Origin of the sequence: Fundicoccus sp. Sow4_F4 (assembly GCF_052116145.1) — a bacterium.
Taxonomy (GTDB): Bacteria; Bacillota; Bacilli; order Lactobacillales; family Aerococcaceae; genus Fundicoccus.
The window spans coordinates 14,195-28,819 of record NZ_JBQKLQ010000005.1 but is presented as its reverse complement, the minus strand read 5'-3'; the positions used below and the strand labels follow the sequence as shown (position 1 = coordinate 28,819).

The window sequence follows — 14,625 nt, the reverse complement described above, 5'->3', positions numbered from 1 at the left end:
GGAGGAGAATGTTTAATGACCAAGCGTAAAATAATGTTAATTGATGGAAGCAGCTTAGCTTTTAGAGCCTTTTATTCAATTTTGAATATTGAGAATTTTAAAAATAGAGCTGGCTTACATACGAACGCCTTATTCAGTTTCAATCGTATGTTAGATGATGTATTAAAAAGATTTGAACCGACGCATATTTTAGTAGCTTTTGATAGAAGTGAAATCACCTTTAGAACCGAAAAATACCAGGAATATAAAGGTGGCCGTCAAAAGACGCCAAGTGAATTTAAAGAACAAATGCCTTATTTTAGAGTATTACTCGATGCTTACGGCATCCGTCATTATGACATCTTGCGTTATGAAGCGGATGATGTCATTGGGACATTAGCCCATCAAGCAGCACCAGAAGATGAAGTTATTATCATTTCAGGAGATAAGGACTTAACTCAACTAGCGAGCGATAATACAACGGTATATATCACACGTAAAGGTGTCAGTGATTTGGAACCTTATACGCCAGATGTTATTCGTGAGAAATTTGATATTACACCTGAACAAATCATTGATATGAAAGGTTTAATGGGAGACAGTTCGGATAATTACCCTGGTATTACACGAATTGGTGAAAAAACAGCCCTTAAATTATTGCATCAATTTGGTTCAGTTGAGAATATGTACGAGAATTTAGATCAATTAAAACCTTCTAAAATGAAAGAAAACATTATCAATGACCGTGAACAAGCTTTCATGAGTAAGGATTTAGCAAGAATCTTACTTGAAACACCTATTGAGTTGACGATTGAGGACTTGACTTACAAGGGACGCAATGTTGACGATTTAATGGAATTTTATCGTCAAATGGAATTCAATGCGGCTTTGAAAGCACTTCAAGGTGAGATGACGGATACGACTATCTCACAAGAAGCCGCTGCCCAATTACCGCAATATGAAACATTACGTTTAGAAGAAATAAAAGCAGAGCATCTGCCTAAAAAAGCCGTCTTATACACTGAAATGCTAGAAGATAATTATCACTTCGGAAAAGTTGTTGGGGTCGCATGGTCTGATTTAGACACGCAAACACTTTATACTGCAACGGCTGAAGTAGCGTATGGTAGTGAACTATTCAAGGACTGGTTGGCATCGGCGGCTCACTCTAAGATAACTTTTGATAGTAAACGTGAACGTGTCATTGCTGCCATTAATGGCGCACAATTAGACGGGGTGACATTTGATACTTTAATCGCAACCTATTTAATTGATGTTCACAATGCTCAAGAGTTAACGGATATTGTGCGATTAGTCGATGTACCCAATATCGTTTTATACGATGAAGCTGTTTATGGAAAAGGGGCTAAAAAAGCAGTTCCGGAAGACCTAACAGTATTAGATCAACACTTAGCTAATAAAGTCATTACGATGGGTGAACTTGAAGCACCTTTAATTAAAAAACTGACTGATTTAGAAATGCTCGACTTATTCCATGAAATTGAAATGCCATTAGCACTCATCTTAGCTGAAATGGAAGTCCGAGGCATTGCGGTAAACCGTGAAGTCTTAGAGGTACGTAATGAACAAATGATTACCTTACTTAAGGAAATGGAATTAAGTATTCATGAACATGCTGGAGAGGCTTTCAACGTTAATTCACCTAAACAGTTAGGAACGATTCTGTTCGAAAAACTGAATTTACCCGTCATTAAGAAAACAAAAACGGGTTACAGTACAGCTGCAGATGTCTTGGATAAACTATTAGGCAGTCATCCAATTATTGCGGAAATTCTGGAATATCGCACCTTATCTAAACTACAAGGCACTTATTTAGCAGGTTTACCGCCTTATATTAAAGAGGACGGGAAAATACATACACGGTTTGTCCAGACTTTAACTCAAACAGGTCGTTTGAGTAGTACGGATCCTAACTTGCAGAATATTCCGATTCGTTTGGAAGAAGGGCGTAAAATCCGTCAAGCTTTTGTGCCATCTAAAGCTGATTGGCAACTATTTGGCGCTGACTATTCGCAAATCGAATTGCGCGTTTTAGCTCACATCAGTCAAGACGAACATATGATGCAAGCTTTTAAAGACGGCGAAGATATCCATGCTGCGACAGCCCGTCGTGTCTTTGGTCTGCCAGAAGATGAGCCAGTCAATAGTGACTATCGCCGCCAAGCCAAAGCCGTTAACTTCGGAATAGTCTATGGTATCAGTGATTATGGCTTGTCTCAAAACTTGGGCATCTCACGTCCGGAAGCGAAAAGTTTTATCGATCGCTACTTCGAGCAATATCCAGGGATTGAGAAGTTTATGAAAGAAGTTGTTGACCAAGCCAAAGAAGATGGTTATGTCACAACGATGTTCAATCGTCGCCGTTATTTACCAGATATCCATTCAAGCAACTTCAATTTACGTTCGTTTGCGGAAAGAACGGCTATTAACTCGCCGATTCAAGGGACCGCCGCTGATATCTTGAAGATTGCGATGGTTCAGTTGCGTGAAGTGATTCTGAAGGAAAATTTACAAGCGCGTCTCTTATTACAGGTGCATGATGAGTTAATCTTAGAAGCACCAGCTGAAGAAATTAGCCGTCTAGAAGAAATTGTTCCTCAAGTCATGGAACATGCGGTAGACTTGTTAGTGCCATTAAAGGTGGACTACAATAGTGGCAAAGACTGGTTTGAATTGAAATAATTAAATCTTCCCACTATGAACATAGAACCGCTATCCATCTGCTCATTAATGATAGGGAGCTGTCAGTGTCTGTTTTATCATTAATTACCAGTTAATGACTAATCGTTTAGAAAGGATTTGACCAGATTGCCAGAATTACCAGAAGTTGAAACAGTTCGTAAAGGATTAGCGCAACTAGTGATCGGTAAAACGATTGAGAGAGTGCATGTTTCATGGCCAAGGATTATTCGAACAGATGAGTCGCTCGAACAGTGGCAACATGAATTAATTGGCCAAACAATCGAAGGAATTGGTCGTCGGGGCAAATATTTAGTCTTTCAATTGAGTGACTATCTGTTGATTTCTCACTTACGTATGGAAGGGAAATATTTATATTATCCTGACGAAAACAGTTTACAAACAGAAATGGCCAAACATACGCACGTTCGTTACTACTTTACGGATGGTAGCCAATTACATTATCATGATGTCAGAAAGTTTGGACGCATTGAGCGACTAAAAACGGCTGACTTGGACACATATTTTTTAGAGAAAAAATTAGGGCCAGAACCGGTCGCGGATGAATTTCTATTAGAAATATTCCAAAAGCAACTGAGACTAATTAAAAAGGCCATTAAACCGGCTTTGTTGGAACAGAAATTGGTGGTCGGTTTAGGCAATATCTATGTCGATGAAACCTTATTCAGGTCGCGAATTCATCCGGGAACAGCAGCAAATCGCTTGAGCGAAGAACAAGTCAGTCTGTTACATCAAACGATTATGGCTGTCTTAGATGAGGCGATTGAAGCGGGGGGTTCAACGATTCGCTCCTATAAAAACTCACTCGGGGAAGCAGGGAGTTTTCAGCAAATTTTAATGGTTTATGGACGCCAGGATGAACCTTGTGTAGTCTGTGGGACACTGATTCATAAAATTCAATTTGCGCAAAGGGGAACACATTTTTGTCCTCATTGTCAAGTTATTGTGCAATAAGGAGGGATTACGTGCGTGTGATAGGATTAACTGGTGGGATTGCTACAGGAAAGTCGACGGTTTCAAATTATTTACTTTCCTTAGGTGTTCCTGTCATTGATGCAGATTTAATCTCACGAGAAGTTGTCGAACCGGGAACTCCCGGTTTGGAAAAACTGGTTCAAACCTTTGGCGCAGAGTTACTGAACCCGCAAGGACAGTTGAATCGACCAGTCTTAGCCCAAAAACTATTTGATAATGAAGAAGTTCGCAAGCAAGTCAATCAACTATTGCATCCGATAATTTATGAGACAATGTTTGAGCGAGTAGCGCGGTACCATTCAAATGGTGAGACACTTGTCGTGTTAGATATCCCTTTATTGTTTGAAACAATTGCTACAGACCGTTTTGATTCGATTTGGTTAGTCTATATTCCAGAGAAGATTCAATTGGAGCGTTTAAAAAAAAGAGATCAACTATCACAAGAAGCAGCGCAAGCCAGAATGGCTTCTCAATTATCGATTGAAGAGAAAAAGAAGTTAGCTGATGTGATCATCAACAATTCGGGTAGTATCGAAGAAACAAGAGAACAAGTACAGATGTTATTAAAGTCTATCAATAATTAAACTAAATCGCTCAAGCATGTTGTTTTCTAGCGAGTATTAGTTTAATAATTTCTAAGCTATGATAAAATAAAGATAAAGATTGAAAGGAGGCGATTGTATTGGAATGTCCGAAATGTAAGCATCAACAATCAAAAGTGATTGATTCAAGACCATATGATGATGGGACAGCCATTAGACGTCGACGAGAATGTTTAGAATGTGGCCACCGTTTTAATACTTATGAGCGTGTTGAGAAATCCCCATTGCTAGTTGTTAAACGTGATGGGACACGTGAGGAATTTAATCGTAATAAATTACTTAGAGGCATCGTCCGTTCTGCAGAGAAACGACCGATTAGCCGTGAGCAAATGGAGACTTTAGCCTCTCAAGTAGAAAATGCGATCCGTGATGTAACGGATAAAGAAATTGAAACGAAACGCATTGGCGAATTTGTGATGCCTTTATTAATGGAATTAGACGAGGTTAGTTATATTCGTTTCGCCAGTGTCTACCGTGAGTTTCAATCACGTGATATGTTCTTGAAAGAGTTAGAAGCGATGAAAAAAGCTGGTATTAATAGCGATAATCATTCATTGTCTGAATCCCATGTGGTGTCAGACCAATCAACAGAATCGCCGACCGATTCTGATAGATTGGAGAATGAGGCGAATGAGTCAGAAGATTAACCCACTACAACCTTTTTTAGTGAAACACCAATATAGTCTGGCACCTTTACAGATGCAAAGTTTAATGCAACTGTATCAGCCCATTGTCGGGTCATCAGCAATTAGCTTGTATTTAACCTTAATGAATCAACCCTTAGAAACAGCTAATCAAAGCCAAAGGATACTACATGCACAATTAATCCAAATTATGAATGTCGGTATCAAAGCGTGTGATGAGGGACGTCAACGGCTAGAAGCAGCAGGCTTATTAAGAACTTACCGCGACCGCACATCGCATACTGATTGGCGCTATCAAACCTTGTTGTATGAATTACAGCAACCACTTGATGTCAAGCAATTCCTTAGAAACCCACTCTTGAGTACGACCCTTTATAAGCAAATTGGAGACCAAAATTACTATCAATTACTTAGAATGTGGCAAGTTGAACCAATTGACGAAGACCAATATACGGAAATCACCGCTAATTTTGAAGATGTTTTCTATTATATTAATCGTGATGCAGATGAGGAAATTCAAGAGTCTGTTCAAGGGCGTCAATTTAAACAACAAAGCGCTGAAACAGAAGTATCTGCAACTCAAGAACATTTTGAATATGCGAAATTCTTACGTTATATTATGGCGGAAGGCGTTGAACATACTCAGTTGACTCAAGCTTTAAAGGAACAAGTCTTAAGCACGAGTCAAGTTTATGAATTGAATGAAGTCCAGATGACTCAAATCGTCTTATTGGCAATTAATGATGTGACGGACCAGATACAGTTGGATAAATTAAAAGACATTGCGGACAAGAAAACGTTCTTTGCGCAAAAACGTCAAGAAACAGCCTTTGCTCCAACGACAAATGCACAGAAAACGGTGTCATCTAATGATGAACAGGTACGTACTAACCAGACATTCCCTTATGAATATACGCAATCAGAACTTAAAGTGCGCCATGCGAATCTTAAAGAGACTTTCAAGCAGTTTTCGGATCAAGATATTCATATGATTGTTCTATGTGAACAAATGCCAAATGATACATTTTTAGAAAGAACTAAGCAAGCCAAAAATGGCTTCGCAACTGATAGTGAACAGTTCTATGTCCGAGATTTAGCAACTAAAACGACCTTAGCACCAGAAATTATTAACTTTTTAGTTTATTATCTTTTGGTTATTGAACGAAAAGACAGTGTCTATAAAGGCGATTTACAAAGAACTGCAAGTGAATGGCAACAACATAACATTCAGTCGACTGGTCATGCCTTAGAGTTTATACGTAATAAAGCCCAAATTCAAGAAACAAGACAAGCAAAAAATGCTAAGACTCAACCTTCAGGTGGTTATAATCGGAAATACCGTCGTCAAGAAGTGATTCCAGATTGGATGAAACAACAAGACCAACAGGTAGCGCAACAAGCGCAAACGTCAACGACACCTGCAACTAGTCAACCTCAAGCAGCTGCAACGACTGAGAACGAACAAGCCATTCGCGCGAGATTAAACAAATTATTCGGAGAGGATGTGAAGGGGAATGCAATCGATGCGTCACATGATGGAAAAGTACCTTAATCGACCGGAACATCAAGAAAGTTTTCGTAAAACTGTCAAAGAGATTCTGGAATTTGATGCTGTTCAAGACTTTGTGGATCAACACCAAAATGAATTATCCCAAGAAATGATTAGTAATAGTTTATCGAAATTAAATGAGTTTGTGATCGAAATGAAAGCTCAACGCCGTGGAGAACCTGGACAGAATCCCGGTTTTACACCTCAGTTATTTATTAATTCAAGCTACATTGATATTACATATGTCCCAACACAAGAGTATTATGATTACTCACAACGTCGTAAACGTCAAGCCTTATTGGATAACCGTATGATGTCTGCTGATGTGCGTCGCGCACGCTTGGCTGATGTTACCTTTGACACACCTAGGAAAGAAGCTCTAATGGAGGAAGTGGCGGATTTTGTCGAACAATATCGTCAAGCACCACTTTTAGCTAAAGGCTTGTATATTTATGGACCATTCGGGGTAGGGAAAACATTTCTATTGGGAGCTCTAGCTAACGAATTAGTCAAACAAAATGTAGGTGTCACGATGTTACACTATCCAACCTTCACAACTGAAATTAAGGGAACGATTTCTCTTAATACCACTCAAGCAACCTTAAACACTGTCAAAAAAGTAGCGATTCTAATACTTGATGATATTGGTGCCGAGTCGAACTCTGCCTGGTTGCGAGATGAAGTTTTGGCGGTTATTTTAGAATACAGAATGAAGGAATCACTAGCGACTTTCTTCACTTCAAACTTCAGTATGAATGATTTACAAACTCATTTATCTGAAAGTCGTGATGGCATTGAAAGAGTGAAAGCAAATCGTTTGATGGAACGGATTCGTTTCTTAGCCAAAGAAGTTGCATTGGACGGAGAAAACAGACGTCATCACGCTCAATAAAAATCTAAAGATGAAACAAATTGAAAGGATGGGGGAACTTGACACCTAGAGATGGCGAAGAGTATTTAAAAGAAAAACGGTTTATTATTGTACACTTAGTGATTGCATTAATGATTCAAATCATTGTGTTATTAGGTTATTATTTTAAAGAGAAACAGACAATATTAGCCTTTCCAATGATTTTAGGTATTTTAATGACAATTTCTGCTTTAGTTCGCATGAATCAGTTCGGAAAAAGAAGATAAGTTGAGAATTTGACTTGTTAATTTCTACGAAGCATGATATAACTTAACTATATTAAAAATAGGTAAATGAAGACAACATGTTAATCATATTTTGTCCACAGAGAGAGACGGGTGCTGCGACGTCTTACAAAGGATTATCATGACCCCTTCATATTATGTCATCCGGAAAGTCACTGACGATTAAGGATGAACGTTGACTGATGCGTTAGATCAGTAGAGGTTAAAGGGGCGAAGTCTCTTTTAACGAATTTTGGGTGGAACCACGTCAACATTTCACGTCCCATTGTCTGATACTTTGTATTGGACAGTGGGGCTTTTTTTTATTGAATGAGTATTGGCTGATGGTTGCAAGTGACTTATAGGAGGAATTCAAATGGAAAAAATTATTTTAACATTCCCAGACGGTAGTCAAAGAGAATACGATAAGGGAATTACAACTGAGGGTGTTGCGCAAGCAATTAGCAAGTCGCTTGGTAAAGCAGGCTTAGCGGGTAAATTTAACGGTGAGTTAGTCGATTATGTCCGTCCATTGGAAATAGATGGGACAATTGAAATTATCACTGAGAAGAGTGACGAGGCTTTACAAATTATGCGTCATTCAACTGCGCATTTATTGGCTCATGCGTTGACACGTTTATACCCAGAAATTCACTTTGGTGTAGGACCGGCCATCGATTCAGGTTTTTACTACGATACAGATAAAGAAGAACAAATTTCAGAAGAAGACTTGCCAAAAATTGAGAAAGAAATGAAACGAATTATTTCTCAAAACTACCCAATCGAGCGCCGTGAAGTATCACGCCAAGAGGCTTTAGAAATTTTTGCTGCAGATCCGTATAAAGTTGAGTTAATTGAGGCTTTACCAGCTGATGAGATCATTACAGTCTATCAACAAGAAGACTTTACTGATTTATGTCGCGGTGTCCATGTGCCTTCAACAGGTAAAATTAAAATCTTTAAATTGCTATCACTAGCTGGTGCGTACTGGCGCGGTAACTCAGATAATAAAATGATGCAACGTATTTACGGGACAGCTTTCTTCAAGCAAGCGGACTTAGATGACTTTTTACGCATGCGTGAAGAAGCTAAAGAAAGAGATCACCGTAAACTAGGTAAAGAGTTAGGCATCTTCATGATTTCTCAAGAAGCTGGTTCTGGCTTGCCTTTCTGGTTACCAAAAGGCGCAACTATTCGTACAGCCATCGAACGTTATATTATGGATAAAGAAATTGCTTTAGGTTATGACCATGTGTATACACCCATTATGGCCAAGACAGATTTATATAAAACATCTGGCCACTGGGCACATTATCAAGAAGATATGTTCCCACCAATGGACATGGGCGAAGGCGAAATGTTGGTATTACGTCCAATGAACTGCCCGCACCACATGTTAATCTATAAAAATGATGTTCATTCTTACCGTGAATTACCAATCCGTATTGCGGAATTAGGGATGATGCACCGTTATGAGAAATCAGGTGCCTTATCAGGTTTACAACGTGTACGTGAAATGACATTGAATGATGCACATATCTTTGTTCGTCAAGATCAAATTAAAGATGAATTTAAACGCGTCTTGAAATTGGTTGCGGATGTTTATGATGACTTCAATATAACCGACTACCGTTTCCGTCTAAGCTACCGTGATCCAGCCGACAAAGAGAAGTACTTCGATGATGACGCTATGTGGGAGAAAGCAGAAGCAATGTTAAAAGAAGCGATGGACGAATTAGGCTTAGAGTATTTCGAAGCCATTGGAGAAGCGGCATTCTACGGACCTAAATTAGATGTTCAGTTTAAAACAGCGATTGGTTTAGAAGAGACAATGTCTACGGTTCAATTGGACTTTTTATTACCAGAGCGTTTCGATTTGACTTATATGGGTGAAGATGGGTTAGATAACCACCGTCCGGTCGTGATTCACCGTGGCGTTGTTTCAACGATGGAACGTTTCGTGGCTTACTTAATCGAAGAGTACAAAGGCGCTTTCCCAACGTGGTTAGCTCCAGTCCAAGCCGTGCTATTACCTGTTAACTTGGATGCTCATGGTGATAAAGTTGAAGAAATCTATCATGACTTAAAATCTAAGGGTTACCGCGTAGAAATGGACTTACGTAACGAAAAATTAGGTTACAAAATCCGTCAAGCGCAAACTTCAAAAGTACCTTACCAAATCGTAATTGGTGACGAAGAAGTTGAAAACGGCACAGTAAACATACGTCCTTATGGATCAAGTAAATCTGAAAGCTTAGCTTACACAGCTTTCATCGAACGATTAGCTGAAGATGTTGCTCGCAAGAGTCGTCCAGAAGAAGAAGCTTAAGTAAGTCATCTACTTACAGAAATCCAAATCTCATTGAGTTGAATTTGAGTCAAGCAAATGATGCGAAAAAAATTACATTAAACAAACAGACAACTTGTTAGAGCTGAAAATCAGCTGGGACAGTTTGTCTGTTTTTTTCGTGGACAGTGTTTGGATACTTGATGACGTCGAGTAGTGAAAGATAATGAAGGTAGCAGAGGACGAATTAGTTCTTTGGGTGTGAAAAAATTTGATGATCAAAGGAAGAGTTTGTGTAAGGGGAGTAATTAGGCGTTGGGATTGATAACGAGGAATCTTTTAGTGCAATGATTGAATTGTTTGAAGAAGATGTGGGTTTAATGTGTCGATTCGCCAAGTGAGTTAACACGTTAAAGGGGTTAACCTGTCGACTCAAATTGTGAGTTAATCCATTAAAATAATGCTAGATCATCCTGAACCACAAAAAAACAGTCTCTCGAATAGTTGCTCGAGAGACTGTTCTTATTAGAACGTAATTAATTAAACATGTTGAATAAATCACGCATGAAGTTTGTGACTGGAGAGTCACGGCGATTTTCTAATTCAATACCTTCTTCAGCCATTTCTGCTTGTGCTTCTTCCTCAGCAAGTTTTGCTAATTCAGCTTCACGTTCAGCACGCGTTAAGCGCTTGTTTGAAGGAAGACCTTCTAATTGATATAAATCAGGATAATCTAATAAAGCATCTAGTAAGATTTCCGTTTCCCAATACGTCGTTACATCAAGTCCATCTTCACGTGGGAAAAGCCCCATAACAACCGCAATTACTTCACGGCCATTCTCAGTACTTGTAGATACAAAGTTACGACCAGCTGCATCTGTCATACCAGATTTTAAACCAGTAATTCCTGCACGACCATAAGCTTGACCTTCTAATAATTGGTTTGACGTGTAGAATACTTGCTCTAATTCTGTGCCAGCAGCAAAGGTGTATTCATATTTGGAGGTGACTTCTAGTAAATGTGGAAATTCTTTTACAACGTATTGACTCATTAAGGCGACATCCACAGCGGACATTTTATTCTCGCTTGTTTCGTTTGAGCCATCGATCCATAATTCCTCAGGTAAGTACATGTTTGGAATGCCTGATACCGTATAAAATTCGAAGTCGGTAAAGCCCCATTCGGTTAACTGCTCGCGAATCGCTTGAACTGCAGCTTGTTCTGTACCATAAATTTCCCATAATAATGCTGATGTAGCATCGTTACCAGATAAGAACATGATTCCGTGGATTAAATCCTCCACGCTATATTCTTCGCCAGCGTATAGCCCTACAGCTGACATTTCTGGATTAAATGAGAAATAATCTTCAATTTCTTGAGGGATGGTTACCATTGTGTCTAATGAGAGTTTCCCTTCGTCAATTGCCTTATATACTAGGTAAACTGCCATAATTTTTGACATTGAAGCGATGGGGTAAGGGACATTCCCTTGTGTTTGTGCTAAAATTTTGTTTGTTTCAACATCGATGACAGCGTATGAACGCGCATCAATATTACTTGCATACCAATCAAGAAGTTCCTGTGGATATTCTTCAGGAATTTCAACAGGGTCATATTGAGTAGCCTCTTGAATATCTTGGGATAGGTTCGGTGTTTTCGAAATATTCTCAACTTGGGCTGAAACGGTTGTACCAACAGAAAGAACACTCATACTAACGAGTGAGCTTAACACCAAGTGTTTTAACTTTTGCTTTACTGACAAAACGTACGCCTCCTAAAATGAATTCTTTACTATTATAGCGAAAGATAAGTTTTTTTCCAAGTAATAGTCAAAGTTAAGAGTAATCTTAATATTTTTATTGAAATTAAATTCTGTTAAATTAAGAATTTCTGAAAGTGGATCTTAATTATTGGGCAAGTTGAGAAAATGTGCTAATATATGTTAATAACTTTAAATAAGGTGATTTAAAGAATAAATATCTGTGATATATTAAGGAGGGGTTAGACGATGGGATCATCTACAAAAGCTCTCAAGGATTTCTTAGCAGAGCACGATGTGATGATATTAGGGATAATTTCGGCATCAATCGTTATCCTTTTACCGTTTTTTATTGGAGCACCTATATTAATTGTCATTCTTGTCCATTTTTGTTGGCAAGATCGAGCTCAGTTAAAGCAAACAATTGAAAAACTCGGTTGGTTAGGTATTTTTATAGCCTATTCGATCATTGTCTCACTCATTAATCGAAATTGGATTGGCGTTTTAGCAACGATTGCGGTTGCTTTAATTGCACTCTTTTTCGTTTATTATCAGCGGAAATTAAATGCAGAGCTGTACGTTTTACTACTTAAGATTTTCTGTTGGGGGAGTATTCCTCTATCGCTAATGTCGATTTATCAGTATCTACTATATTCGTATACAAATGGTTATGATATGTTCTATATTTTTAAATACCATAACCCTCAAACACGGGCAGAGGCCACATTTTTCAATGCGAATTACTACGGTCTTTATTGTGTGTTCGTCGTAGTCATTGCAATGTATTTATTTAAAAGGAGTCATTTTAAACATACCAAACTATTATCAGTCATCGTTTTGGCATTGAATTCAATTAGTATTATTTTGACCGCTTCTAGGTGGTTAATACCTACAGTAGTGGTAGCTGTCGTTTGGTTAATTTATTTTTTAAACCGGAAGTATGCATTTATTGCGATAGGCGCTAGCGTGATTGCACTGGTAGGTTTAATGCTGAATCCTGACTTACTTCCAAGGTTGACAACCTTAGCTTATGCTTTTGAGGATCGCTTCGTTATTTGGGACACAGGTTGGAACATCTTCCTAACGGAACCTTTAATGGGTCGTGGGGCGATGAGTTACGTAAACTATTATTATCTATTTGTAGATGAAGGGAAAATGCACGCCCATCAGTTACTTATTGACACGCTCGCTAACTTTGGCATTTATGGCCTGATGATCTTGTGTGTGAGTTTTACGGGTTTCTTCAGACGCACGTTAGCAGCACTGCGTGATAAGAGTATTCGTGATGAAGTCGGTTTGATTACATGTTTTATAGTGATTGTCTTATTCCATGGTATTATGGATATGGCCATCTTCTGGTTACAAACAGGCTTTATATTTTTGGCTGTTGTGTCTGTACCGACCGACGTTTTAAAAAAAGTAGCCACAATCGATATATAATTTAATAAAGTCCTTGCATTCTGGTGGGCGGCATGGTATTCTATATTAGTTGAGACAACAAGTAGAGACATGCCGTTTCTCGCCAAGTGATGAATTGCTTGGCAAATAAACCTCTTTACCATACGATTAGTATGAGTATACGTTTATGCAGTTACGGCGAGTTTATTATTATAAACTGGCCTTTTTTATTTTGCCTTAAATCTATTTGTTTGATCATAATATAATGGAGGTGGAAATCTATCGTTAAGGAATTAATTATTAACGAAGACATCCGAGCACGTGAATTACGTGTAATTAGTGGAGATGGCGAGCAAATTGGAGTGAAGTCTCTAAGTGACGCCTTAACCATTGCGGAATCTTTCGGATTAGACTTAGTACTAATGTCACCCAATGCCAAACCACCCGTTGCAAAAATCATGGACTATGGAAAATATCGTTACGAAATGCAGAAAAAAGAAAAGGAGCAACGTAAAGCTCAGAAGATTGTTTCTGTAAAAGAGGTACGATTAAGTCCAACCATCGATGATCATGATTATCAAACTAAATTGCGTCAAGCGGTTAAGTTCTTAGAGAGTGGAGACAAAGTTAAAGCGAGTATTCGTTTTAGAGGTCGTGCCATTACTCATAAAGAGTTAGGGAAAGATGTCCTAGATGACTTTATCGATGATACGAAAGATCTTTCAACGGTCGAAGTAAGACCTAAAATGGAAGGACGCAGCATGTTCATCTTGCTAGCGCCAATCTCATCAAAAGATGCTGAATAAGCACTATCAATGTCACACTGTTTTACAATAGTATAACAGATACCAATCAGGAGGAATTATCATGCCAAAACAAAAAACTCACCGTGGACTAGCTAAACGTGTTAAGAAAACTGGTTCTGGTAAATTAAAACGTTCTAGAGCATTTACTAGTCACCGTTTCCACGGTAAAACTAAAAAACAACGTCGTCAATTACGTCAAGCATCTTTAGTTAGCGCTGGAGACTACAAACGTATTAAACAACAAGTCGCAGCACTATAATCGAACAACCATTTCAAGGAGGAATAAATCATGGCACGTGTTAAAGGTGGATACGTTACACGCCAACGTCGTAAACGTACAATTAAATTAGCAAAAGGTTATTATGGAGCGAAGAGCATCAGCTTCAAGATGGCAAAGCAACAAGTGATGAAGTCTTACACTTATGCTTACCGTGACCGTCGTCAGAAAAAACGTGACTTCCGTCGCTTATGGATTACACGTATTAACGCAGCAGCTCGTATGAACGGCTTAAGCTACAGCGTTTTAATGAACGGCTTAAACAAAGCAGGTATCGAAGTTAACCGTAAAATGTTAGCTGACTTAGCAGTTCACGATGCAACAGCATTTACTGCATTAACTGAACAAGCTAAAAAAGCGTTAGCTTAATTTTAAGCTAGCTATTATCCCTACTATATTATAAGTAGGGTTTTTTATTTTGTCTTTTGTCGGGCACTTATTCAGTCGAAAGCAGCTCTCATTAAATTGGCTGAAAAAGTATAAAGTTGATACC

General features: G+C 38.5%; 13 protein-coding genes. 12 read left to right on the top strand and 1 reads right to left on the bottom strand.

The features are described from left to right. Positions 1–15: 15 nt before the first annotated feature. The 8 genes from polA to thrS all read left to right on the top strand — a co-directional run bounded on the left by polA (position 16) and on the right by thrS (position 9,933). Positions 16–2,682, top strand: a complete 2,667-nt coding sequence (polA, locus tag ACTQ5J_RS08395) for a DNA polymerase I (protein ID WP_441752341.1) — start codon at positions 16–18, stop codon at positions 2,680–2,682. A gap of 126 nt (positions 2,683–2,808) precedes the next feature. Next, positions 2,809–3,654 carry a DNA-formamidopyrimidine glycosylase gene (mutM, locus tag ACTQ5J_RS08390; protein WP_441752340.1) on the top strand — a complete coding sequence of 282 codons (846 nt, stop codon included), beginning with the start codon at positions 2,809–2,811 and terminating at the stop codon, positions 3,652–3,654. Between the two features lie 11 nt (positions 3,655–3,665). Next, positions 3,666–4,259: a dephospho-CoA kinase gene (coaE, locus tag ACTQ5J_RS08385; RefSeq protein WP_441752339.1), complete on the top strand. Its 594-nt coding sequence runs from the start codon at positions 3,666–3,668 to the stop codon at positions 4,257–4,259. Positions 4,260–4,357: 98 nt separating this feature from the next. After that, a complete protein-coding gene (gene nrdR / locus ACTQ5J_RS08380) occupies positions 4,358–4,924 on the top strand; it encodes a transcriptional regulator NrdR (RefSeq protein ID WP_441752337.1) in 567 nt (188 codons plus the stop codon). After that, on the top strand, positions 4,908–6,473 hold the full coding sequence (locus ACTQ5J_RS08375; RefSeq protein ID WP_441752335.1) for a hypothetical protein: 1,566 nt from the start codon (positions 4,908–4,910) through the stop codon (positions 6,471–6,473). Before nrdR ends, ACTQ5J_RS08375 begins: the two co-directional genes overlap by 17 nt. Continuing rightward, positions 6,445–7,362 carry a primosomal protein DnaI gene (dnaI, locus tag ACTQ5J_RS08370; RefSeq protein WP_441752333.1) on the top strand — a complete coding sequence of 306 codons (918 nt, stop codon included), beginning with the start codon at positions 6,445–6,447 and terminating at the stop codon, positions 7,360–7,362. The genes ACTQ5J_RS08375 and dnaI overlap by 29 nt, the downstream gene beginning before the upstream one ends. A gap of 38 nt (positions 7,363–7,400) precedes the next feature. After that, entirely contained in the window at positions 7,401–7,607 is a 207-nt protein-coding gene (locus ACTQ5J_RS08365) for a hypothetical protein (protein ID WP_441752332.1), read from the top strand. 373 nt (positions 7,608–7,980) lie between these two features. Further along, on the top strand, positions 7,981–9,933 hold the full coding sequence (gene thrS / locus ACTQ5J_RS08360) for a threonine--tRNA ligase (protein ID WP_441752330.1): 1,953 nt from the start codon (positions 7,981–7,983) through the stop codon (positions 9,931–9,933). Between the two features lie 494 nt (positions 9,934–10,427). On the opposite strand, the gene ACTQ5J_RS08355 is transcribed toward thrS, so the two are convergent. Then, positions 10,428–11,654 carry a D-alanyl-D-alanine carboxypeptidase family protein gene (locus ACTQ5J_RS08355; protein ID WP_441752328.1) on the bottom strand — a complete coding sequence of 409 codons (1,227 nt, stop codon included), beginning with the start codon at positions 11,652–11,654 and terminating at the stop codon, positions 10,428–10,430. A gap of 246 nt (positions 11,655–11,900) precedes the next feature. Here ACTQ5J_RS08355 and ACTQ5J_RS08350 point away from each other — a divergent pair, with 246 nt between their 5' ends. The 4 genes from ACTQ5J_RS08350 (at position 11,901) to rplT (ending at position 14,501) form a co-directional block, all read left to right on the top strand. Then, on the top strand, positions 11,901–13,091 hold the full coding sequence (locus ACTQ5J_RS08350) for an O-antigen ligase family protein (protein ID WP_441752326.1): 1,191 nt from the start codon (positions 11,901–11,903) through the stop codon (positions 13,089–13,091). Between the two features lie 239 nt (positions 13,092–13,330). Then, entirely contained in the window at positions 13,331–13,855 is a 525-nt protein-coding gene (gene infC, locus ACTQ5J_RS08345) for a translation initiation factor IF-3 (protein ID WP_441752510.1), read from the top strand. Between the two features lie 61 nt (positions 13,856–13,916). Then, positions 13,917–14,114, top strand: coding sequence for a 50S ribosomal protein L35 (gene rpmI, locus ACTQ5J_RS08340; RefSeq protein WP_441752325.1), 198 nt, complete (start codon positions 13,917–13,919; stop codon positions 14,112–14,114). 30 nt (positions 14,115–14,144) lie between these two features. Then, the gene (rplT, locus tag ACTQ5J_RS08335) at positions 14,145–14,501 is read left to right on the top strand and encodes a 50S ribosomal protein L20 (RefSeq protein WP_441752324.1); all 357 of its coding nucleotides are present in this window, start codon (positions 14,145–14,147) and stop codon (positions 14,499–14,501) included. Positions 14,502–14,625: the final 124 nt, after the last annotated feature.